Genomic DNA, 21,944 nt, shown 5'->3' with positions numbered 1-21,944 from the left:
CCGATTCGTGCCCCCTATCTAGGCATGCGCCGGGGCCGTCGCAACGATGGCCACCGGATCCAGTCAGCAGGGAATTGGAAAAAGGCATGAGCAGTTTGGACAAGCGCGAGGAAGGCTTCGAGAAGAAGTTCGCCCTCGACGAGGAGCAGAAATTCAAGGCGGAAGCCCGCCGCAACCGGCTGCTCGGCCTTTGGGCCGCCGAGAAGCTCGGAATCACCGGCGAGGCCGCCACCGCCTACGCCAAGGAAGTGGTCGCGGCCGATTTCGAGGAGGCCGGCGATGCCGACGTCCTGCGCAAGGTCATGGCCGATTTCGCCGCCAAGAATGTCGCCATCACCGAACAGGCGATTCGGGCCAAGATGAGCGAATTGATCGCCGTGGCCGCGGCCGAGGTGAAGGCGGGCAAATAGGTGAATAGGGAGCGGCGAGTAGCGAATGAACCCCATTCGCTACTCGCGATTCGCCATTCGCGTCCCTCACCCCTCCTTGAAGCCGTATTCCGGCACATTGCCGCTGGCGCCGTAATATTTGTACGGCAGAAACTTGCCGCTCATGGTGATCTTGACGCGGTCGCCCTTCGGGTTGGCAACGCGCTCCATTGCCATGTCGAAGTCGATCGCCGACATGATGCCGTCGCCGAACTCCTCCTCGATCAGCGCCTTCCACGCCGGACCGTTGACCATCACCATCTCGTAGAAGCGATAGATCAGGGGATCGGTCGGCGGCATCGGCGTGCCGGTGCCGCGCATCGGCACCTCGTTGAGCATCGCGGTCTCGGCCTTCGACAGGCCGAACAGCTCGCCGGCATTGGCGGCCTGCGGTTTCGTCAGCTTCATCTGGCCGAGAATCGCACCGACGATCAGCACCTCGGAATAGCCGCCGACCTTGTCGCAGATGTGTTTCCAGCTCCAGCCGTTCTCGCGCTTGATGTCGAGCAGCTTTTCGGTGAGGTCTTCGCGTTTCATGTCAGGGTCTCCCTTGGCCAGGCATCGTGTCACGTCGTTTGTGCCGCTTTGGGAGGCACGAAACGTGCCAATAAATGAGGCTTGAGACGTCACCGCCTCGACCTCCCCTCACGCGGTAAAGCCTCCGTGAACCGCTTGATCGCCTCGAGCACCGGCTGCTGATCGCCGGCAAAGAACCAATGATCATTGCCGTCGAGCTCGACGAATTCTGCACCGGTGATCCGGCTCGCGATGTCGCGCCCGGCCGCGATCCGCACGGCCTTGTCGTCCCGACGATGCAGCACCAGCGTCGGCACCGCAATCCGCGCCAGAAGGTGTCGCACATCGGCGTCGCGAAAGGCCTCGAGCACGGCGGAGATGCCGCCGGGACTGGACGCCGCGCGCAACAGCCCCGCCCACCAGGCGCGCGCCTGCGGATCATTGGCAAGGCTCGGCGCGAAGGCTTCGATCCCGACCGGGCCGCCCCATTGCGCAATCAGGTGCTTGCTCCAGGCGTCATACTGGCTGGCGCGCAGCGCGTGCGGATAGTCCTCCGACCAGCAGCCCTTGGCCGGTGCGCCGAACAGAATGAGCCCGGCCACATGGCGGGATTCCTCGACCGCAAATTTGATGCAGGCCGGCCCGCATTCGGATGCACCAAACAGCACGACGCGGCGCGAGTCCGCCGCCCGCAGCACGGTGCCGATATCTTCCGCCGTGACGTCGATGCCGGGGGCCGATCCGACCCGGTCGGACAGGCCGATGCCGCGGCGATCGAAAACGATGAGACGCCCAAGCCTCATCAATGAGGCCAAGAACGTCCGGCTCGCCGGATGCTCCCAGGCGCGTTCCACATGCGACACGAAACCGGGCATGACCAGGATGTCGAGCGGACCACTGCCATAGGTCTGATACGCCAGATGCACGCCGGCGCCCTTCACATAGCGTGTCGCTGGAAGAGCATCGCGCAGCGGCGCGGCCGCGCGGCTCATGAGCGCTTCGGTCTCGGCTTCCGGCGCGACGCCAAGCTCGTCGCGCAGCCGCTGCGCCAGTGCAGCGTGACGCCGTTCCGCCGCGCTTCGGTCTCCCGCGAGCAGCAGGCTGCGGATCAGATGCCGGCCATACACCTCGCTGAGCGGATCGAGCTCGACCAGACGGCCCGCATACACTGTCGCGGCGAGATGATCGCCCGCGGCATTCCTGTCCTGCACCAGACGCTCGAGCGCCTGCACGAGCCGCCCCCGCAGCGCCTCGCGGCGAAAGAACGTCCAATCGTCGAACTCAGGACAGTCGTCCGGAGAAAAGCCCGCCAGGAAGTCGCCGCGATAAATCCGGCAGGCCTTTTCAAAGTCGCCGCGATCGCAGGCGCGCTCGAAATGATGCGAGTCGATCTTCAGCTCGACCTCCGGAGACCAACGCAAGCTTGTGCGGTCGGTCTCGAAAACCGCCTGGCCGAGCGTGAGCTCGACGCGGTGAAGCAGACGCCGCAATCGCGCGAGGCCGGTCTCGCGGGAAGTCTCCGGCCACAGCAGCGTGGCAATGACGTCGCGCGCGACGGGGCCTTTGGCTTCCGCGAGATAGACCAGCAGCGCAAGCCCCTTGCGCAAGGCCAGCTTGACCGGGCGGTCGTTGGCATGGACCTCGGGGAACCCGAACGTGACAAGCGAAAAGGCCGTCATGGAGATCCTCCCTCCCCGGTCGGCGCCCCCGGGGGACGCGCAGGGGACGGTCCAGCGATAGCAGTCAAGCCAGATCGAGCCCGCTCGCCAGCGAGCGGTTCAGGCTCCTGAATGCGGCACCGCCGCCATCGGCACAATAGGAAAAACCATGTTCGCGCGCCTCGCAATCCTGCTCTACGCCATCGTGAGCTACGCCGTCTTCACGGCTTCATTCCTCTACGCGCTCGGTTTCGTCGGCAATTATGTCGTGCCCAAGTCAATCGACACGTCGATCGACGTCGGCGCGCCTGCGAATTTGGGTGAGGCCATCGTCGTCAACCTGCTGCTGATGAGCCTGTTTGCCATCCAGCACAGCGTCATGGCGCGCCCGGCATTCAAGCGATGGTGGGCGGGAAGCCTTCCCATCGCCTGCCAGCGCAGCACCTATGTGCTGCTCTCCAGCCTGATCCTCCTGCTGCTGTTCTGGCAGTGGCGTCCGATCCCGACGCCGATTTGGCAGGCCAGCGGCATTACGGCGTGGCTCCTGACCGGCGTACATTGGCTCGGCTGGCTGATCGCGTTCGCATCGACCTACATGATCGATCATTCCGATCTGTTCGGCCTGCGCCAGGCTCTCGTCGCGTTGCGCGGAGCCGAGATATCAGGTCAATCCTTCCGGACGCCGCTGCTCTACAAGATCGTGCGGCATCCGCTCATGCTCGGCTTTCTGCTCGCGTTCTGGGCGACGCCCGAGATGACCGCCGGCCATCTGCTGTTCGCGATTGCGAACACGGCCTACATCCTGGTCGCCCTGCAGTTCGAGGAGCGGGATTTGATCGCCGAGTTCGGCGCGACCTACCAGGACTATCGCCGGCGCGTTCCGATGCTGTTGCCGCGCATTTTCGGAGCGCCCCGATGAAAGCGGTTCTGTGCAATTCGTTCACTGGCCCTGCGGATCTGCGCCTCGGTGAGATCGCTACGCCGCGGCCTGCCGGCGACGAGATTCTCATCGACGTCCATGCGGCGTCCGTGAGCTTCATGGACCAGTTGCTGGTCTCGGGCCTCTATCAGATGCGGCCGCCGACGCCCTTCGTGCCCGGCACGGAAGCCTCCGGCGTCGTCGCCGCGGTCGGCGACAAGGTCACGATGTTCGCACCCGGCGATCGCGTGGCCTGCAGTGCCTGGACCGGCGGCTACGCCGAACGGATGATTGCGAAGGAATCGAAGAGCGTGCGGCTGCCTGATGGCGTCGCGTTCGAAGCCGGGGCGACGGTGCTGCACAATTACGGCACGGCCTATTATGCGCTGTTCGAGCGGGCACGGGCGCAACGCGGGGAAACGCTGTTCGTCACCGGCGCAGCCGGCGGGGTTGGCCTTGCCGCCGTCGACCTCGGCCGTCATCTCGGCCTGCGCGTCGTCGCCGGTGTCGGCTCCGACGACAAGGCCGCCCTGGTGCGGCGTTACGGGGCCAGCGATGTCGTCAACTATCGCAGCGAAGATCTGCGCGACCGGATCAAGTCGATCACATCGGGAGAAGGCATCGATGTCGGCCTCGACAACGTCGGCGGCGCAATCTTCGAACAGATGGCCCGGCTGATGAAATGGGACGGACGGCTGATGCCGATCGGCTTCACCAGCGGCGAGATTCCACAGATCCCGATGAACCTGCCTCTCCTGAAAAATTACGCCATCATCGGCGTCTTTGTCGGCGCCTGGGCGGAGAAATTCTCCGCGGAGGCCGCGCGCATGAATGACACGCTGATGCAATTGCTGGCCGACGGAAAGATCCGCCCGCACATCGATCGCGTCCTCCCTTTGGAGGAGGCCGGCGACGCCATGCGCGCCGTCGCCAATCGCGCGGTTCTGGGACGCATTGTCCTCAAGATCAGGTAGACTGCGCCCGACGAGGAAGAGAGGACAGAACCGATGACCGAGATCATCATCGACAAGCGCTTTTGCGGTCCTCCGAACTCCGGGAATGGCGGCTATGTCTGCGGCCGGCTGGCCCGCCACATTTCCGGCGGCGCCGAGGTGACGCTGCGCGCGCCGCCTCCTCTAGACAAATCGCTCGATGCGGCCGCGACCGCCGACGGCACATGGGAGCTTCGTGACGGCGCCAAGGTCGTCGCGACCGCGCGGGTGGCCAGCGTCGAGCTTGCGCGCCTTGAGACAGCCCGTTTGCAGGAAGCACGCGCAGCCGAATTGCTGGCGCTGTTCAAGCCGCACGAGCATCCGCTGCCGAACTGTTTCGTCTGCGGTCCCGCAAGAGCGAAAGGCGACGGCCTGCGCATCTTCGCCGGCCCGCTCGGACGTCACAACGCCGTTCTCGCGGCGAGTTGGACGCCGGACTCGAATCTGGCCGCCGAGGACGGCCTGGTTGCGTCAGAATTTCTCTGGTCGGCGCTCGATTGTCCCACCGGCTTTGCCTGCAATTGCGATCAGCAGAGCGCGACCTTCGACAAGACGCCACTGCTGCTGGGCCGGATGTCGGCACGGATCGAAGCCCGGCCGCGCCCCGGAGACCGCTGCGTCATCACGGCTTGGCCAACCGGCCGCGACGGCCGCAAGCGCATGGCCGAGGCCGCGCTCCACGATGAAGCCGGGGGACTGCTGGCCGTGGCGAGGACGACATGGATTGCGGTGGAGCGCGAGGTGCAGCTCGGGCGTACTTCGTAGGGTGGGCAAAGGCGCACAGCGCCGTGCCCACCACTTCTGTCTCAGCTCCGTTGAGCGACATGGTGGGCATGCTTCCGCCTGCGCTCTTCGAGCTACGGCGGACAAGTCGCTTTGCCCTACCTACCTCTAATCACGCAACACATCCGTCGCCGCACCTTCGGCCTGCACCAATCCGCATTCTCCTGCACGCCCGCGGCCGCGCTTGCGACGGTTTACCTTGCGTCAAGCACGCCCGGCAATCGATGGCTGTCTTAAAAGGCTTGTTAGGAGTGGTCATCGTTGTTGGCGCCCGGAATACGGGGACGCTCTGCAATGCAATCGGACGAGGGACTCTACAGTGCGCCACGCTGGCGCCTGACACGCTGGCTCGCCGAGCCGGGGCTAGGTGTTCCCGACGACATCCGCGCCGCGCTCATTGTCCAGCTCTATGGATCGCTGCCGGTTTTTGCTGCCGGCGCCGTCAACACCATTGCCGTCGCCGCCGTGATCGCTGGCCGCAAGCAGACTGCACCATTCATTGTCTGGCTGGTCATGGAGATCGCGATCTGCCTGGCCCGCCTCGCCGTGCTCGTCAGCGCGCATCGCAGGGCGCGTGCCCACTGCCCGACGCCGACCGACCTTCATCTCCTGCTCGCGGTCGCCTGGAGCGCCAGCGTTGGATTTGGCGTCGTTGCCAGCCTGGCCAGCGGGGACTGGGTCGTCGCCATGCTGGCCTCGCTCTCGGCGGCGGCGATGGTTGGCGGCATCTGCTTCCGCAATTTCGGCGCGCCGCGGCTGGCCGGGACCATGATCCTGCTGAGCCTCGGTCCCATCATCCCCGGCGCTGCGTTCGCCGGCGAGCCGCTGTTCTACATCGTCTACCTCCAGGTGCCGATGTATCTGGCCGCGATGACGGCCGCCGCCTTCCGCCTCAATCGGATGCTGATCACCACCATGCGCGCCGAACGCGAGAACAGCCATCGCGCACATCATGATGCACTCACGGGGCTGCTCAATCGCGCGGGCTTCGTCGAGGCACTCAGCGCCAGACTTGGAGCCCACGCCGAACGACGGTTCGCTGTGATGTTCTTCGATCTCGACGACTTCAAACCGGTCAACGACACGTTCGGACATGCGGCGGCGACGAGGTGCTGAAAGCGGTGGCCGGGCGCGTGCGCCGGGCGCTGCCGGACGGCGCGGTGGTCGCCCGGATGGGTGGCGACGAGTTCGTCGTGCTCGTCGACGGCGTCACGGCCGAAATGGCCCAGGAGGCGGGATACCGCCTCATCAGCGAGGTTGCCGTCTCCTATGAGCTCGGCGGCGAGGTGCGCGCCGGTGTCGGCGCCAGCGTCGGCATTGCGATGTCGCCGGATCATGGCGCCGAAGTCGAGGAATTGCTCGCGGTCGCCGATGCAGCACTTTACGAGGCGAAGTCAGGCGGTAAATCGCGTTGCTGCCTCGCCTCGGTCGAGACCAACCTCGCGGCGTTACGTCGGCTGCAGCAGAGCGGCCCAAAAGCCCCGGTCGCAAGCGCCGCCTGACGCAGTACGACTAACGCACCCCACAAGCGCGATCTCGTAGGGTGGGCAAAGCGAAGCGGGCCTACCATCGCGCTCGAAGGCAAAATGGTGGGCACGGCGCTACGCGCCTTTGCCCACCCTACGAGAGCTCCGGCCTACGCGCTCTGCTCGATCATCCCCTGCAACCGCACCAGCTCCGCCTCGAGATCGCGCTCGACGTCCGCTGCCCGGATCTCCAGCACGCGATAGTCGCGCGCCTCCAGCCACGTCCGCCGACCCGCACGATCAGCCGCGATGGTCTCGCCCTCGCCCGGGTTGACCAGCTCGATCGCGATCCGGTGCGGGAACGAGACGAAATCGGGAATGTGCCGGCCGACCGGGGTCTGGCGCTTGAACCCTCCTGCGAAGCGGCGGTCGCGGGTCAGGGCCTGCCAGAGCAGGCGCTCGGCATCGGTCGGGTTGCGGCGGAGCAGGCGGGCGAGGCCGCGCACGGTCGATCCGCTGTCGGGTACGCCGCCGCCCTGGCCGTGCTCGGCCAGCAACGCGCGCAGGCGCGTGGCCTGCTCGCCGTCGAGCACGCCGCCCTTGGCCGGGCCCTTGCGCCCTTCCGCGATCGCCATCACCACACCATGCAGGGTGTGCATGTCCTGCTTGGTCGGCTCCATCCGGCTGAAGATGTTGCGCAGGTTGACCAGCATGGTGTCGCGCTTCTCGGCCGGGCGCAGGAATTCGACCCGGTCGAGCTCGCGGATGAGGTTGTCGAAGAAGGCCTGCATCTGGTGCTGCGAGGCGCGCTCGGACCGCTCGGGCATGCTGTGCGGCAGCTCGCCTGACGTTGCCCGCTTGAACCATTCATAGCCAACCAGCAGCACGGCCTGGGCGAGGTTGAGCGAGGCAAAGCCCGGATTGACCGGGAAGGTGATGATGCGATTCGAGAGCCCAACCTCCTCGTTGGTCAGCCCCCAGCGCTCGCGGCCGAACAGGATGCCGGCCTTGCCCCCGGTCGCGACGTGACCCGAGATCTCGGCCGCGGCTGCCTCGGGCCCCACCACCGGCTTGGCCTGGTCATGGGGACGCGCGGTGGTGGCGAACAGCAGATCGAGGTCGGCGACCGCCTCGCCGACCGTGTCGAACAATTCGACCTTTTCCAGAATATAGTCGGCGCCGGCCGCGGCGCGCTGCGCGGCGATATTGGGCCAGCCGTCGCGAGGATTGACGATGCGCAATCGGCTGAGCGCAAAATTGCCCATGGCGCGCGCGGCCATGCCGATGTTTTCGCCAAGCTGCGGCTCGACCAGGATCACGATGGGACCGTCGAGGGAAAGGCCCGCCTTGCTCTTGTCAGTCCCCGACATCTCGCTTCGCTTTCACACTGGTTCTCAAGGCCTTGGCAAGGCGCTCTTCAGGAATTGATTCAAAGCCGGCCCAAGGGGCCGGCTGCCCGTTCGCCTGTCGTTTGCCTGTCCTGACGAAATTCTCAAGGGAAATAACGGGTTGGATTCGACTTTTGAATCTCTTCTGAAGCCTGAGGCTCGCCCCCGCGGCAGGGCCCGCCCCGCCCCCCATCTGGGCAAGCTGGATGAGCTAAAAGTGCATAATCCCTTGGCTTTCGCCCGCTGCAGTCCGGTGCTAAGAGGCGGCGGATATTCCCGTGGCGCGCCAAAGCGCCGTTCCTAAGAGGCTTCCCCGATCATGGCAAAAATCAAGGTGTCCAACCCCGTCGTCGAACTCGATGGCGACGAGATGACCCGGATCATCTGGCAGTACATCAAGGACAAGCTGATCAACCCGTACCTTGATGTCGAGCTGCTGTATTTCGACCTGGGCATGGAGTACCGCGACGAGACCAACGATCAGGTCACCATCGACGCCGCCGAAGCCATCAAGAAGGTCGGCGTCGGCGTCAAGTGCGCCACTATCACCCCGGACGAGGCCCGGGTGAAGGAGTTCAACCTCAAGCAGATGTGGAAGTCGCCGAACGGCACCATCCGCAACATCCTCGGCGGCGTGATCTTCCGCGAGCCGATCATCTGCAAGAATGTGCCGCGCCTGGTTCCCGGCTGGACCAAGCCGATCATCATCGGCCGCCACGCCTATGGCGACCAGTATCGCGCCACCGACATCAAGTTCCCCGGCAAGGGCACGCTGACGATGAAGTTCGTCGGCGAGGACGGCACCGTCATCGAGAAGGAAGTGTTCAAGACCCCGGGGTCCGGCGTCGCGATGCAGATGTACAATCTCGACGACTCCATCATCGACTTCGCACGCGCCTCGCTGAACTACGGCCTGCTGCGCAACTACCCGGTCTACCTCTCGACCAAGAACACCATCCTCAAGGTCTATGACGGCCGCTTCAAGGATATCTTCCAGGACATCTACGACCGCGAGTTCAAAAAGGAATTCGAGGCCAAGGGCCTGACCTACGAGCACCGCCTGATCGACGACATGGTGGCTTCGGCCCTGAAGTGGTCCGGCGGCTATGTCTGGGCCTGTAAGAACTACGACGGCGACGTGCAGTCCGATACGGTCGCGCAGGGCTACGGCTCGCTCGGCCTGATGACCTCGGTGCTGCTCACCCCCGACGGCAAGACCGTGGAAGCCGAAGCCGCTCACGGCACGGTGACCCGCCATTACCGCGAGCACCAGAAGGGCAAGGAGACCTCGACCAACTCGATCGCGTCGATTTTCGCCTGGACCCGCGGCCTGTCGCATCGCGCCAAGCTCGACAACAATGCCGAGCTTGCCAAGTTCGCGAGCACGTTGGAGAAGGTCTGCGTCGACACCGTCGAGGAAGGCTACATGACCAAGGACCTCGCGCTCCTGGTCGGCGCCGACCAGCGCTGGCTCTCGACCACCGGCTTCCTCGACAAGGTCGCAGAGAACCTCACGAAAGCGTTGGCGTAAGCCCGCGCATTATTTTTGCCTGATCGGGGTTAGACATCATTATGGGCCGCGCTTGGGCGCGGCCCATTCATTTTGACACCGTTGCGCGGAGGCCACCCATGTCCATCGTCAAGTTCGCTGTCCCCTGCCTGATGCTGCTGGCCGCCCTGGCCGGGCCGGCCGCCGCCGCGGAGCCGCTCCCCGACGCCATCGCCGCCCCCGGCGAGACCGTCGTGCTCAGCGTCCATGCCGAAGGCGCGCAGGTCTATGACTGCAAGGCAGCCGCCGACGGCAAGCTTGCCTGGGCCTTCCGCGAGCCGGTGGCGACGCTGCTCGCCGAGGGCAAGACCGTCGGCCGCCACTATGCCGGCCCGAACTGGGAACTCGCCGACGGCAGCGCCGTGGCCGGCAAGGCCATCGGCAACGCGCCGGGCGCAACCGCCGCCGATATCCCCTGGCTCAAGCTGGAGGTCGCCTCCCGCCGCGGCAGCGGCGTGCTGACGCCCGTCACCACCGTCCAGCGCATCAACACCCACGGCGGCAAGCTCGAGGGTTCTTGCGACAAGGCCGGCGAATTCAAAAGCGCGCCCTACTCGGCCGACTACATTTTCCTGAAGAAGGGCTGACCGCTTAGGAGGCGGTGTCGTCGCGCTCCGCCTGCGCCAATTCTGCCGCCGCAAGATCGCCGGTCTCCTCGAGCCGTGCCTTCGCGGTCTGGTGGACGTGGGCGGCGAGCGTCGGCATGCGCTCGATCAGCGCGTGAAAATCCTGGGCGTCGAGCACGAGCAGCCGCGTCTTGCGCGTCGCCGTCACCGTACCGCTGCGTTTGGTCTTGTGCAGCAGCGCGATCTCGCCAAAGAACGTGCCGTCGGCGAGCCGCACCTGCTGGCTCGGCAGCGTGATCTCGACCTCGCCGGCAGTGATGAAATACATCGACGAGGCGGTATCGCCACGGCGCACCAATATCTCGCCCTGCTCGATGGTGCGGGCGCGGAGCAGCCGCATGATGTCGGCGATCTCCGCGGCCGAAAGATGCGAGAACAACGGCACCCGCGCCAGCATGCCCCAGGTCACCACGAAGTCGCGCCGCCTCACCTCCTCGGCAAAGGCGGTCGAGATGATCGCGACCGGCAGCGCGATCATGGCAAAACCTGAGATGATCGCAAACACCGAGACGAATTTGCCGAGCGGCGTCACCGGCACGACGTCGCCATAGCCGACGGTGCCGAGCGTCACGATTGCCCACCACATCGCGTCCGGAATGGTGCCGAGCTTGCTGGGCTGCACATCACGCTCGATGGCGTAGAGCAGCGAGGCGAAGGTCAGTACCACGCCGATCAGGATGACGATGCAGCCGATCAGCGCACGCCGCTCGGCATGGATGGCCGCGAGCAGCGAGCGCATCGCCGGCGAATAACGGATCAGCTTGAAGAACGGCAGCACGCCGAGCCCAGCCAGCGTCGCGTGCCGGCCGGTGGCCAGCACGATCGCGGCCGGCAGGAACGCCATGAGGTCGATGATACCGAGCGCGGAGAAGGCATAAGAGAGCCGGTCGGACAGCGCGGAGCCGTTGCGCTGGGTGTGCCCCGCCACGGTCCACAGCCGCGCCAGATATTCGAGCGCGAACACGATGACGGCGAGGACGGCGACCGCGCTGAACAGCGTGTCGAACCGCGCGTCGAGCTCCGGCACCGAGGCGAGGATCATCGCGACCACGTCGAGCACGATGACGCTGATGATCACCTGGATGAAGCGCGACCCGATCGAGTAGGCGAGCGGATCGTGCTCCAGCAATTCGTACAGGCGATCCCTTAGGTTGGGATCGGCCGAGCCACGTCCTCGCGGAACGAGGCGCATGGCCGTTTACGCGCCTGCCATCGCTTTTTCGATCGCCGCGAGCGCCTCGGGCGCCTTGGCGCCATCGGGACCGCCAGCCTGCGCCATGTCGGGCCGGCCGCCGCCGCCCTTGCCGCCGAGCGCCTCGGAGGCGACGCGCACCAGGTTCACGGCATTGAAGCGCGCGGTGAGATCGGCGGTGACGCCGACCACGATCCCGGCCTTGCCGTCCTCGGTGACGCCGACGATGGCGACCACGCCGGAGCCGATCTGCTTCTTGCCGTCGTCCGCAAGGCTCTTGAGATCCTTCATCTCGATGCCCTCGACCGCGCGCGCCATCAGCTTGACGTCGCCGACCTCGCGCACGCCTGCGGCTGCGCCGTTCCCGACGGATGTACCGCCGCCCATCGCGAGCTTCTTGCGGGCGTCGGAGAGCTCGCGCTCGAGCTTCTTGCGCTCCTCCATCAGGGCTGTGATGCGCGCCGGGACGTCGTCGATCGAGGTGCGCAGCTCGTTGGCCGCGGTCTTCGCCAGCGCCATGGTCTCGTTGGCGTGCCTGCGCGCGTAGTTGCCGGTCAGCGCCTCGATGCGGCGCACGCCGGAGGCGACCGCGCTCTCGCCGGTCAGCGTGATCAGGCCGATGTCGCCGGTGCGCTTCACATGGGTGCCGCCGCAGAGCTCGACGGACCAGCCGAGCGCGTTGGTGCCGCGCTCCCGCGCGGTCCGGCCCATCGAGACGACGCGGACCTCGTCGCCATACTTTTCGCCGAACAGCGCGCGCGCGCCGGCCTCGCGCGCTTCATCGACTCCCATCACGCGTGTCGTGACTTCGTCGTTCTCCAGCACCACGTCGTTGGCGATGTCCTCGACGCGGGCAAGCTCTTCCGCCGTGATCGGCTTCGGATGCACGAAGTCGAAACGCAAACGATCCGGCGCGACCATCGAGCCGCGCTGGGCGATGTGGTCGCCGAGCACCTGGCGCAGCGCCTCGTGGATGAGATGCGTTGCCGAATGGTGCGCGCGGATCGAGGAACGCCTGCCGTGATCGACCTCGAGCTGCAGCGCGGTGCCGAGCTTCAGCTCGCCGCTCTCCACGGTGCCGACGTGAACGAAGAGATCGCCGAGCTTCTTCTGCGTGTCGGTGACGCGGAACTTGATGCCGCCCTCGCCGCTGAGCACGCCGGTGTCGCCGACCTGACCGCCTGATTCCGCGTAGAACGGCGTCTGGTTGAGCACGATCGCGCCGGTCTCGCCGGCCTTGAGGCTCGCGGTTTCCTGGCCGTCCTTCACCAGCGCGGAGACCACGCCTTCGGCACTCTCGGTCTCATAGCCGAGGAATTCGGTGGCCCCGAGCTTCTCGCGCAGCGGGAACCAGATCGCTTCGGAAGCCGCCTCGCCCGAACCCTTCCAGGACTCGCGCGCCTTGGCCTTCTGGCGCTCCATCGCGTCGGTGAAGGAGGCCTGGTCGACGCCGATGCCGCGCGATTTCAGTGCGTCCTGGGTCAGGTCGAGCGGGAAACCGTAGGTGTCGTACAGCGTGAAGGCGACGTCGCCGTCAAACATGTCGCCCTTCTTCAGGGACGCGCTCTTCTCGTCGAGGATGGCAAGGCCGCGCACCAGCGTCTTGCGGAAGCGGGTCTCTTCCAGCCGCAGCGTTTCCTCGATCAGATTCTCCGCGCGCATCAGGTCGGGATAGGCCTGGCCCATCTCGCGGACCAGCGCCCAGACCAGGCGATGCATCAGCGGCTCTTTGGCACCCAGCAGCTGCGCATGGCGCATCGCGCGGCGCATGATCCGGCGCAGCACATAGCCGCGGCCCTCGTTGGAGGGCAGCACGCCATCCGCGACCAGGAAGGCCGAGGAACGCAAATGGTCGGCAATGACGCGGAACGAGGCCACGGTCTGCTCGTTCGGCCCGGCGCCGAGCGCCGACGACGTCGCATCGATCAGATGGCGGAACAGATCGGTCTCGAACACGCTGTCGACGCCCTGCATGATGCTGGCCATGCGCTCCAGCCCCATGCCGGTGTCGATCGAGGGACGCGGCAGATCCACGCGCTCCTCCTTCGTCACCTGCTCGTATTGCATGAACACGAGATTCCAGAATTCGAGGAAGCGATCGCCATCCTCTTCCGGCGAGCCCGGAGGTCCGCCCCAGATGTGGTCGCCGCGGTCGATGAAGATCTCCGAGCACGGGCCGCACGGCCCGGTGTCGCCCATCGCCCAGAAATTGTCCGAGGTCGGGATGCGGATGATGCGGTCGTCGGAGAAGCCCGCGATCTTCTTCCACAGCCCGGCCGCCTCGTCGTCGGTGTGGTAGACGGTGACGAGCAGCTTGTCCTTCTTGAGCCCGAACTCCCGCGTGATCAGGGTCCAGGCCAGCTCGATCGCGCGCTCCTTGAAATAGTCGCCGAACGAGAAATTGCCGAGCATCTCGAAGAAGGTGAGATGGCGCGCGGTGTAGCCGACATTGTCGAGGTCGTTGTGCTTGCCGCCGGCGCGCACGCATTTCTGCGACGTGGTGGCGCGCTGATAGGGCCGCTTCTCGACGCCGGTGAAGACGTTCTTGAACTGCACCATGCCGGCATTGGTGAACATCAGCGTGGGATCGTTGCGCGGCACCAATGGCGAGGACGACACGATCTCGTGGCCGTTCTCGGCAAAGAAGTTCAGAAAGGTCGACCTGATCTCGTTGACGCCGCTCATGTTCATCCAATCGGGTGTGCTTGGACCCGCGATACGCCATCCAAACCGGGCATTTGGGCTGATATCTGCGGGTCAAAGCGCTTTTAGACAAGGCCAGCTGCGCTGTCCAGAAACTGTGCAAGGAGATCAGTGAGTTGCCGCAGGCGCGCAATCCCGTTTGCAATCCCGTTGAAAGCCGCCAGGTGCGCGTTGACAGGCTTGGCCGGCCTGTGGTCTGTACCCATCTGTATCGTACGGCCACGTCGGGAGAGACCGGCTTTGGTGCCGGCGCCGAAGGAGCAACCGCCCCGGAAACTCTCAGGCAAAAGGACCGCGTGGCTTTGACGACATCTGGAAAGAGGCGCCGACGGGCAAATACCTTTTCATAAGGGTTGGCCCGGACTGCGTCCGCCGACGGGATAATACTCTCAGGCACAGCGACAGATGGGGCTTCGACTGGTGTCCATCGGGGAATCGTCCCCGGGGAACCGCCGAGGGCCCCGTAATGCTTGCGCGCCACGACCAAGATTCCCTCAAACGTACGCCCCTTCACGGGCTTCATGTCTCCCTCGGCGGCAAGATGGTGCCGTTCGCGGGCTATGACATGCCCGTTCAGTACCCCGCGGGCGTCCTGAAAGAGCACCTCCATACCCGTTCCTCCGCCGGCCTGTTCGACGTCTCCCATATGGGCCAGCTCGCGCTCCGGCCGAAGTCGGGCAAGGTCGAGGACGCCGCCCGCGCGCTGGAACGGCTGGTGCCGCAGGATATCGTGGCGATCGCCCCGGGACGGCAGCGCTATGCCCAGTTCACCAATCCGGACGGCGGCATTCTCGACGATCTGATGGTCGCCAATTTCGGCGATCACCTGTTCCTGGTCGTCAACGCCGCCTGCAAGGAAGCGGACGAGGCGCATCTGCGCGCGCATCTCTCGGACGACTGCATCATCGATTCGCTTCAAGACCGCGCCCTGATCGCGCTGCAGGGCCCGAAGGCGGAAGCGGTGCTGGCGAAATTGTGTGCAGAGGCGCCCGCCATGAAGTTCATGGATGCCGGCCCGCACAAGGTCGCCGGCCTCGACTGCTTCGTCTCGCGCTCCGGCTACACCGGCGAGGACGGGTTCGAGATTTCGGTCCCCGCGGCCGATGCCGAGCGCCTCGCCAAAACGCTGCTGGACAATCCCGATGTGATGCCGATCGGCTTAGGGGCCCGCGACAGCCTGCGGCTGGAAGCCGGGCTCTGCCTCTACGGCCACGACATCGACACCGCCACCACGCCGGTCGAGGCCGCGCTGGAATGGTCGGTGCAGAAGAGTCGCCGCAGCGGCGGCGCGCGCACCGGCGGCTTTCCCGGCACTGATGCGATCCTCGCTCATTTCGATAACGGCGCAAGCCGCCGCCGCGTCGGCCTGCGTACGGAAGGCCGCGCGCCGGTGCGCGAGGGCGCGCTGCTGTTTGCGGATGACGCCGGCGGCGAGCCGATCGGAAAGGTCACCTCGGGCGGCTTCGGCCCGAGCCTGAATGCGCCGGTCGCGATGGGCTACGTGCCCACGGCATCGAGCGCGCTCGATACAAAACTGTTCGCCGAGGTGCGCGGCCAGCGGCTGCCGCTCACGGTCGCCGCCATGCCTTTCGTGAAAAACACCTACAAACGCTGAGGACAAGACAATGACCACGACGCTGTACACCTCCGACCACGAATGGCTGGCCATCGACGGCGACGTCGCCACCGTCGGCATCACCGACTACGCGCAGTCCCAGCTCGGCGACGTCGTGTTCGTCGAGCTGCCCAAAGCCGGCCGTGCGCTGAAGAAGGCCGAAGCCGCCGCCGTCGTGGAGTCGGTGAAGGCCGCCTCCGACGTCTACGCGCCTGTTACGGGCGAAGTGCTCGAGACCAACGACGCGCTCGCCGCCGAGCCGGCGCTGGTGAACTCGGACGCGCAAGGCAAGGCGTGGTTCTTCAAGATCAGAATTGCCGACAAGAGCGAGCTCGGCGGCCTCATGGATGAGGCCGCCTACAAGGCACATACGGCGTGAGATGAAGCGAACTCTGACCTCATATTCGGTGTCATCACCCGCCTTGTGCGCACTGCGCACTGGGGCGGGTGATCCAGTACGCCGCGGCTTCTCGGCTCAAGCCGTGACGCCTGCGTTTACTGGATGCCCCGCCTTCGCGGGGCATGACGGCGACAGCGAAATCTAAAGCGAGGACCCATGATGACCGCGCACCGCAAATCCAATGGCGACACCGCCGCCACCTTCGTTCGCCGCCACATCGGCCCGTCGGCGCGCGACGTCACCGCAATGCTGGAGGCCGTCGGCGCCAAGAGCGTGGACGCCCTGATGGCGGAGACGCTGCCGGCCTCGATCCGGCAGACCGCCCCGCTCGACCTCGGCAAGCCCTTGAGCGAGACCGAGGCGATCGCGCACATGGCCGAGCTCGCGCGAGAGAACCAGGTCTTCACCTCGCTGATCGGCCAGGGCTATTCCGGCACGGTTTTGCCCGCGGTGATCCAGCGCAACATTTTGGAGAACCCGGCCTGGTACACGGCCTACACGCCCTACCAGCCCGAGATCAGCCAGGGCCGGCTGGAGGCGCTGCTCAACTTCCAGACCATGATCTGCGACCTCACCGGGCTCGACGTCGCCAACGCCTCGCTGCTCGACGAGGCGACCGCCGCGGCCGAAGCCATGGCGCTCGCCGAGCGCCACTCGCGGGTCGAAGCAAAAGCCTTCTTCGTCGACAAGGACGTGCATCCGCAGACGCTGGCGGTGATGCGCACCCGCGCCGAGCCGCTGGGCTGGACCCTGATCGTCGGTGATCCCCTCGCCGATCTCGACAAGGCCGACGTGGTCGGCGCGCTGCTGCAATATCCGGGCTCCTCGGGCGCCGTGCGCGACCTCAGGCCCGCGATCGCGACGTTGAAGGCCAAGGGCGCGCTCGCGATCGTTGCCGCCGATCTCTTGGCACTGACGCTGCTCGCCTCGCCCGGCGAGTTGGGCGCCGACATCGCGATCGGCTCGGCGCAGCGCTTCGGTGTGCCGATGGGTTATGGCGGGCCGCACGCGGCCTATATGGCGGTGCGCGATGCACTGAAGCGCTCGCTGCCCGGCCGCATCGTCGGCCTCTCCGTGGACTCGCGCGGGATGCCGGCCTATCGCCTCGCGCTGCAGACCCGCGAGCAGCACATCCGCCGCGAGAAGGCGACCTCCAACATCTGCACCGCGCAGGTGCTGCTCGCCGTGATCGCCTCGATGTACGCGGTCTATCACGGCCCCGAGGGTCTCTCGCAGATCGCGCGCAACGTGCATCGCCGCGCCGCCGTGCTCGCAGCGGGCTTGCGCAAGCTCGGCTTTGCGCCGCAGTCGGATAGCTTCTTCGACACGCTCAGCGTGGACGCCGGTGCCAAGCGCGCCGAGATCGTCGCGCGCGCGGCTGCCGAGAAGATCAACCTGAGCGTCGGTGAGACGGCGTTGCGCATCGCGCTCGACGAGACCACAACGCCGGCAACCGTCGAAGCGGTCTGGCGCGCATTCGGCGGCACGCTCACCTATGCCGAGATCGACGCCACCACGCGCGAGGCGCTGCCGGAGTCGCTCAAGCGCACCACCGCCTTCCTCACCCATCCCGTGTTCCACGCGCATCGCTCGGAAACCGAGATGCTGCGCTACATGCGCAAGCTCAGCGATCGCGACCTCGCGCTCGACCGCGCCATGATCCCGCTCGGCTCCTGCACGATGAAGCTGAACGCGACGACCGAGATGATGCCGCTGACCTGGCCGGAGTTCGGCAGCCTGCACCCGTTCGCCCCGCGCGAGCAGGCCAAGGGTTACCACGCACTGTTCGCGCGGCTGGAAAAATGGCTGTGCGATATCACCGGCTATGACGCGATCTCGCTGCAGCCGAATTCGGGCGCGCAAGGAGAGTATGCCGGGCTGCTCGCGATCCGCGGCTATCATGCCGCGCGCGGCGAGACGCACCGAAAAATCTGCCTGATCCCCTCCTCCGCCCACGGCACCAACCCGGCTTCGGCCGCGATGGTCGGCATGGACGTGGTGGTGGTCGCCTGCGAAAAGAACGGCGACGTCGACGTCAACGATCTCCGCGCCAAGGCCGAGAAGCATTCGGCCGATCTCGCCGCGGTCATGATCACCTATCCCTCGACACATGGCGTGTTCGAGGAGCACATCCGCGAGATCTGCGACATCGTGCACGGCCATGGCGGCCAGGTCTATCTGGACGGCGCCAACCTCAACGCGCAGGTCGGCCTGTCGCGGCCCGGCGATTACGGCGCCGACGTCAGCCATCTCAACCTGCACAAGACTTTCTGCATCCCGCATGGCGGCGGCGGCCCCGGTATGGGCCCGATCGGCGTGAAGGCGCATCTCGCGCCGTTCCTGCCCGGTCATCCGGCGACGCAAGCCGAAGCACCGGTCGGCCCGGTCTCGGCCGCGCCGTTCGGCTCGGCGTCGATCCTGACCATCTCCTACATCTACATTCTGATGATGGGCGGTGACGGCCTGAAGCGCGCCACCGAGATCGCGATCCTCAACGCCAACTACATTGCCGCGCGCCTCGATGCGCACTTCCCGGTGCTCTACAAGAACGCGAAGGGCCGCGTCGCACATGAGTGCATCGTCGACCCGCGCGCGCTGAAGACGACGTCGGGCGTCACCGTGGACGACATCGCAAAACGCCTGATCGATTACGGCTTCCATGCCCCGACCATGAGTTTTCCGGTGCCGGGGACGCTGATGATCGAGCCGACCGAGTCGGAATCGAAGGCGGAGCTGGACCGGTTCTGCGACGCCATGATCGCGATCCGGAAGGAGATCGCCGAGGTCGAGGCCGGCCGCTTCAAGATCGAGGCTTCGCCTTTGCGTCACGCCCCGCACACCGTGCACGACATCGCGGACGACGATTGGAATCGCGCCTACACCCGCGCCGAGGGCTGCTTTCCCGACGGCGTCTCGCGCACCGACAAATACTGGTGCCCGGTCGGTCGCGTCGACAACGTCTATGGCGACCGCAACCTGGTGTGCTCGTGCCCGCCGGTGAGCGATTACGCGGAAGCGGCGGAGTAAGGGATCGTAGCTTCGTAGGGTGGGCAAAGCGACTTGTCCGCCGTAGCTCGAAGAGCGAAGGCGGAAGCGTGCCCACCACCTTTATGCGCGTTGGAATATGGTGGGCACGGCGCTTGCGCGCCTTTGCCCACCCTACGTCCCCGAACGCGTATCAAGGGTGCAACGAGCGAACGGTTCTGTCGGTCCCAACGCCACAGCCGTTCGTTGGTCAGAAGCGTTCCGCCCCACCAGCGTCTGATCGGGGTTTGACGGCGGAAATCCTCCCGGCCTTCAAGGACCGCTTCCCCAAATTCGGTGAGCGATAGCCGGCTTCGGCGAAAGGCGGCGTTGCGGCCTCGCGCATCGTGCGGGGCCAGCGTCGCGAGTTTCGGATCGAGACCCGTGATCACCGGCATTGGGCCGGACCCAAGCCCTTCGAGCAGCGGGCCCAATTCCCATTGATCGAACACGCGCGTTTGCAGCGGACCGTCCGGTTGAAACAGCTCCTTGGTACGGTTGTGCCCCCGCGCAATCAGGTCGAGAAGCCGCGCTTCCGTCGTACCTAGTCCGGTGATTGGTGATGGCAGTTCTGCCAGCAATTGTTCCATCGCAGGCTTCAGGAAGGGCAGCCTGGGGAAATCCCTGCCGAGCAATCCGAAACAGAGCTCCGGCGTTGGCGCCCGGTAGGCTTCCCAGGCCATGTTGGCGATCTCGAAGTCGCAGTCCGCGACCTCCAATTCCCGCACCATACGATCGCGAAGCTCTGTGCCGTCCGCTCCGCGCAGATCGAAATTGACACGTCGCAATCTCAGACGATCGGTGATCGATGGATGGGACCGCAAATAATCGAGGATCCAGATCAGTTGCAACTGACTATTGGGCTCAGGGTCGAACCACAGCTCGATGAGATCGACGCCATAGGTCTCGCAAAACCAAATCAGGCCTGTCTCTTTGTGCGCGAGACCGGTCTGAGGCAACCGGCCAACAAGATCGGACCAACGCACCTCCGGATCGCCTCTGACATAGCCTCCCGTCAGGTATTGCTCGAGGTGATGCGAGGTAGGCAGTGGCCCCGAAACGAAGCGAAAGATGAACGGCACGACCATGTCGGCGCGATCCGCATGGGCAAGACCGACGCCGGACGAACTGGTCAGGATCACGCGTTTCATCGCGAACGCCCCACAAAACGAAACGGGCACTGACGACGTCGGCAACTCAACGTCCTCAGCGCCCGCTCCTCGCGAAAGTTCTTCGCGTTAGGCCTTACTCGTCCGCCGGCTCCTCGCCGTCGGCGTCACGCTCCGGTGCACCGGCGAGAATCTGCTCGGCGATCAGGCCGGAGTTCTGGCGGATCGAGGTCTCGATCTTGGCGGTGATGTCGGGGTTGGCTTTCAAAAACGCTTTCGAGTTCTCGCGGCCCTGGCCGAGGCGCTGGCTGTCATAGGAGAACCAGGCGCCGGACTTTTCGACGATGCCGGCCTTGACGCCGAGATCGAGGATCTCGCCCATCTTGGAGACGCCCTCGCCGTACATGATGTCGAATTCGACCTGCTTGAAGGGCGGCGCCAGCTTGTTCTTCACCACCTTGACGCGCGTCGTGTTGCCAACCACTTCGTCCCGCTCCTTGATCGCGCCGATGCGGCGGATGTCGAGACGGACGGAGGCATAGAATTTCAGCGCGTTGCCGCCGGTCGTGGTTTCCGGCGAGCCGTACATCACACCGATCTTCATGCGGATCTGGTTGATGAAGATCACCATGGTGTTGGATTTGTTGATGGAGGCCGTCAGCTTGCGCAGCGCCTGGCTCATCAGACGGGCCTGGAGACCCGGCAGCGCGTCGCCCATCTCGCCCTCGAGCTCGGCCTTCGGCACCAGAGCCGCGACCGAATCGACCACCAGCACGTCTACCGCACCCGAGCGCACCAGCGTGTCGCAGATTTCCAGCGCCTGCTCGCCCGTGTCCGGCTGCGAAATCAGGAGCTCGTCGATGTTGACGCCCAGCTTGCGCGCATAGACCGGGTCGAGCGCGTGCTCGGCGTCGATGAAGGCGCAGATTCCGCCCTTCTTCTGCGCTTCCGCCACCGTGTGCAGCGCCAGCGTGGTCTTGCCCGAGGATTCCGGCCCGTAGATTTCCACGACGCGCCCCTTCGGCAGACCACCGATCCCGAGCGCAATGTCGAGCCCGAGGGAACCCGAGGACACCGCCTCGACATCCATCGACCGGTCGTTCTTGCCGAGCTTCATCACCGAGCCCTTGCCGAACTGGCGCTCGATCTGGGAGAGCGCGGCGGCCAGAGCTTTACTCTTGTCCATGGAAGATCCTTCGACGATACGCAGGGCAGTGTTGGACATTGGGTCGTGCTCCTTATGGCGAGGATTCGCTAGAGGGACAAACGATTGGCGGGGCGGGCCGGCGATAAAAGTAATGTACCCTATTTGTTCCAAGTTCGCAATATGTTCTTTCGCGGATTTTGGTACTGGCCTGTTTCCGGCGACATTGCCCTGGTTTGAAATGACACGTGGCCTGTTTTGTTCTGGGCCAACCATAAGGTGTATTCACGGGCGGAACACGCCGTCATATATTACCGAAATTTCCCGGGTCTGGCACAATCTGCATAGACGCTCGTTCCGATTGAGCGCAGGGTTCCCTCTCAATCGGGGGGTGACACCATGACCGAGCGACTTATTCAGACAGGTATTGTC

At 65.3% G+C, this 21,944-nt stretch carries 16 protein-coding genes, 1 pseudogene and 1 riboswitch; of the genes and pseudogenes, 10 read left to right on the top strand and 7 right to left on the bottom strand.

Annotated elements, in window-relative coordinates; all coding sequences use genetic code 11:
- The first annotated feature begins 86 nt into the window (after positions 1-86).
- Entirely contained in the window at positions 87-410 is a 324-nt protein-coding gene (locus AB7G19_RS15395) for a DUF1476 domain-containing protein (protein WP_014494124.1), read from the top strand.
- A 66-nt stretch (positions 411-476) separates the two neighbouring features.
- Here the strand turns inward: AB7G19_RS15395 and cynS are convergent, their stop codons facing one another.
- On the bottom strand, positions 477-965 hold the full coding sequence (gene cynS, locus AB7G19_RS15390) for a cyanase (protein WP_014494123.1): 489 nt from the start codon (positions 963-965) through the stop codon (positions 477-479).
- An 89-nt stretch (positions 966-1,054) separates the two neighbouring features.
- Positions 1,055-2,623, bottom strand: a complete 1,569-nt coding sequence (locus AB7G19_RS15385) for an alpha/beta fold hydrolase (RefSeq protein ID WP_441267916.1) — start codon at positions 2,621-2,623, stop codon at positions 1,055-1,057.
- A gap of 148 nt (positions 2,624-2,771) precedes the next feature.
- On the opposite strand from AB7G19_RS15385, the gene mddA reads away from it, so the two are divergent.
- From mddA to AB7G19_RS15365, 4 genes and pseudogenes are all read left to right on the top strand, one after another.
- Entirely contained in the window at positions 2,772-3,521 is a 750-nt protein-coding gene (gene mddA, locus AB7G19_RS15380) for a methanethiol S-methyltransferase (protein ID WP_166342516.1), read from the top strand.
- Positions 3,518-4,495, top strand: a complete 978-nt coding sequence (locus AB7G19_RS15375) for an NADPH:quinone oxidoreductase family protein (RefSeq protein ID WP_354130340.1) — start codon at positions 3,518-3,520, stop codon at positions 4,493-4,495. The genes mddA and AB7G19_RS15375 overlap by 4 nt, the downstream gene beginning before the upstream one ends.
- A gap of 33 nt (positions 4,496-4,528) precedes the next feature.
- Positions 4,529-5,278 carry a hypothetical protein gene (locus AB7G19_RS15370; RefSeq protein WP_085404287.1) on the top strand — a complete coding sequence of 250 codons (750 nt, stop codon included), beginning with the start codon at positions 4,529-4,531 and terminating at the stop codon, positions 5,276-5,278.
- Positions 5,279-5,590: 312 nt separating this feature from the next.
- Positions 5,591-6,798: pseudogene (locus tag AB7G19_RS15365) on the top strand (diguanylate cyclase domain-containing protein).
- A 134-nt stretch (positions 6,799-6,932) separates the two neighbouring features.
- Here AB7G19_RS15365 and AB7G19_RS15360 read toward each other — a convergent pair.
- Positions 6,933-8,132, bottom strand: coding sequence for a TrmJ/YjtD family RNA methyltransferase (locus AB7G19_RS15360; RefSeq protein WP_085404285.1), 1,200 nt, complete (start codon positions 8,130-8,132; stop codon positions 6,933-6,935).
- Positions 8,133-8,469: 337 nt separating this feature from the next.
- On the opposite strand from AB7G19_RS15360, the gene AB7G19_RS15355 reads away from it, so the two are divergent.
- Entirely contained in the window at positions 8,470-9,681 is a 1,212-nt protein-coding gene (locus AB7G19_RS15355; RefSeq protein WP_071912356.1) for an NADP-dependent isocitrate dehydrogenase, read from the top strand.
- 98 nt (positions 9,682-9,779) lie between these two features.
- Positions 9,780-10,286 carry a DUF3455 domain-containing protein gene (locus AB7G19_RS15350; RefSeq protein WP_085404283.1) on the top strand — a complete coding sequence of 169 codons (507 nt, stop codon included), beginning with the start codon at positions 9,780-9,782 and terminating at the stop codon, positions 10,284-10,286.
- A gap of 4 nt (positions 10,287-10,290) precedes the next feature.
- On the opposite strand, the gene AB7G19_RS15345 is transcribed toward AB7G19_RS15350, so the two are convergent.
- Both AB7G19_RS15345 and alaS read right to left on the bottom strand, forming a co-directional pair.
- Entirely contained in the window at positions 10,291-11,517 is a 1,227-nt protein-coding gene (locus AB7G19_RS15345) for a cyclic nucleotide-gated ion channel (RefSeq protein WP_085404282.1), read from the bottom strand.
- 6 nt (positions 11,518-11,523) lie between these two features.
- On the bottom strand, positions 11,524-14,202 hold the full coding sequence (gene alaS, locus AB7G19_RS15340) for an alanine--tRNA ligase (RefSeq protein WP_085404372.1): 2,679 nt from the start codon (positions 14,200-14,202) through the stop codon (positions 11,524-11,526).
- 233 nt (positions 14,203-14,435) lie between these two features.
- A riboswitch (glycine riboswitch) is annotated at positions 14,436-14,524 on the top strand.
- A 162-nt stretch (positions 14,525-14,686) separates the two neighbouring features.
- Here alaS and gcvT point away from each other — a divergent pair.
- The 3 genes from gcvT to gcvP all read left to right on the top strand — a co-directional run bounded on the left by gcvT (position 14,687) and on the right by gcvP (position 19,262).
- Positions 14,687-15,835 (top strand): glycine cleavage system aminomethyltransferase GcvT, encoded by a 1,149-nt coding sequence (gene gcvT, locus AB7G19_RS15335; protein ID WP_085404281.1) that lies wholly within the window; start codon positions 14,687-14,689, stop codon positions 15,833-15,835.
- 10 nt (positions 15,836-15,845) lie between these two features.
- Positions 15,846-16,214, top strand: a complete 369-nt coding sequence (gene gcvH / locus AB7G19_RS15330) for a glycine cleavage system protein GcvH (RefSeq protein ID WP_085404280.1) — start codon at positions 15,846-15,848, stop codon at positions 16,212-16,214.
- A 180-nt stretch (positions 16,215-16,394) separates the two neighbouring features.
- Entirely contained in the window at positions 16,395-19,262 is a 2,868-nt protein-coding gene (gene gcvP / locus AB7G19_RS15325) for an aminomethyl-transferring glycine dehydrogenase (protein WP_085404371.1), read from the top strand.
- On the opposite strand, the gene AB7G19_RS15320 is transcribed toward gcvP, so the two are convergent.
- The gene (locus tag AB7G19_RS15320; protein WP_354130341.1) at positions 19,241-20,410 is read right to left on the bottom strand and encodes a hypothetical protein; all 1,170 of its coding nucleotides are present in this window, start codon (positions 20,408-20,410) and stop codon (positions 19,241-19,243) included. The two genes, gcvP and AB7G19_RS15320, sit on opposite strands and share 22 nt — an antisense overlap.
- Positions 20,411-20,504: 94 nt before the next feature.
- A complete protein-coding gene (gene recA / locus AB7G19_RS15315; RefSeq protein ID WP_085404279.1) occupies positions 20,505-21,593 on the bottom strand; it encodes a recombinase RecA in 1,089 nt (362 codons plus the stop codon).
- Positions 21,594-21,944: the final 351 nt, after the last annotated feature.

Origin of the sequence: Bradyrhizobium sp. 215_C5_N1_1, from assembly GCF_052075935.1 — a bacterium.
In the GTDB taxonomy this organism is placed as follows: Bacteria; Pseudomonadota; Alphaproteobacteria; order Rhizobiales; family Xanthobacteraceae; genus Bradyrhizobium; species Bradyrhizobium barranii.
The sequence above is the reverse complement of the archived record's forward strand: the minus strand, read 5'-3'. Positions and strand labels throughout refer to the sequence as shown.

Bases quoted from the DNA above. Each gene is read 5' to 3' on its own strand.
- AB7G19_RS15395 (WP_014494124.1), top strand. From the start codon at position 87: ATGAGCAGTTTGGACAAGCGCGAGGAAGGCTTCGAGAAGAAGTTCGCC.
- cynS (WP_014494123.1), bottom strand. From the start codon at position 965: ATGAAACGCGAAGACCTCACCGAAAAGCTGCTCGACATCAAGCGCGAG.
- AB7G19_RS15385 (WP_441267916.1), bottom strand. From the start codon at position 2,623: ATGACGGCCTTTTCGCTTGTCACGTTCGGGTTCCCCGAGGTCCATGCC.
- mddA (WP_166342516.1), top strand. From the start codon at position 2,772: ATGTTCGCGCGCCTCGCAATCCTGCTCTACGCCATCGTGAGCTACGCC.
- AB7G19_RS15375 (WP_354130340.1), top strand. From the start codon at position 3,518: ATGAAAGCGGTTCTGTGCAATTCGTTCACTGGCCCTGCGGATCTGCGC.
- AB7G19_RS15370 (WP_085404287.1), top strand. From the start codon at position 4,529: ATGACCGAGATCATCATCGACAAGCGCTTTTGCGGTCCTCCGAACTCC.
- AB7G19_RS15360 (WP_085404285.1), bottom strand. From the start codon at position 8,132: ATGTCGGGGACTGACAAGAGCAAGGCGGGCCTTTCCCTCGACGGTCCC.
- AB7G19_RS15355 (WP_071912356.1), top strand. From the start codon at position 8,470: ATGGCAAAAATCAAGGTGTCCAACCCCGTCGTCGAACTCGATGGCGAC.
- AB7G19_RS15350 (WP_085404283.1), top strand. From the start codon at position 9,780: ATGTCCATCGTCAAGTTCGCTGTCCCCTGCCTGATGCTGCTGGCCGCC.
- AB7G19_RS15345 (WP_085404282.1), bottom strand. From the start codon at position 11,517: ATGCGCCTCGTTCCGCGAGGACGTGGCTCGGCCGATCCCAACCTAAGG.
- alaS (WP_085404372.1), bottom strand. From the start codon at position 14,202: ATGAGCGGCGTCAACGAGATCAGGTCGACCTTTCTGAACTTCTTTGCC.
- gcvT (WP_085404281.1), top strand. From the start codon at position 14,687: ATGCTTGCGCGCCACGACCAAGATTCCCTCAAACGTACGCCCCTTCAC.
- gcvH (WP_085404280.1), top strand. From the start codon at position 15,846: ATGACCACGACGCTGTACACCTCCGACCACGAATGGCTGGCCATCGAC.
- gcvP (WP_085404371.1), top strand. From the start codon at position 16,395: ATGACCGCGCACCGCAAATCCAATGGCGACACCGCCGCCACCTTCGTT.
- AB7G19_RS15320 (WP_354130341.1), bottom strand. From the start codon at position 20,410: ATGAAACGCGTGATCCTGACCAGTTCGTCCGGCGTCGGTCTTGCCCAT.
- recA (WP_085404279.1), bottom strand. From the start codon at position 21,593: ATGTCCAACACTGCCCTGCGTATCGTCGAAGGATCTTCCATGGACAAG.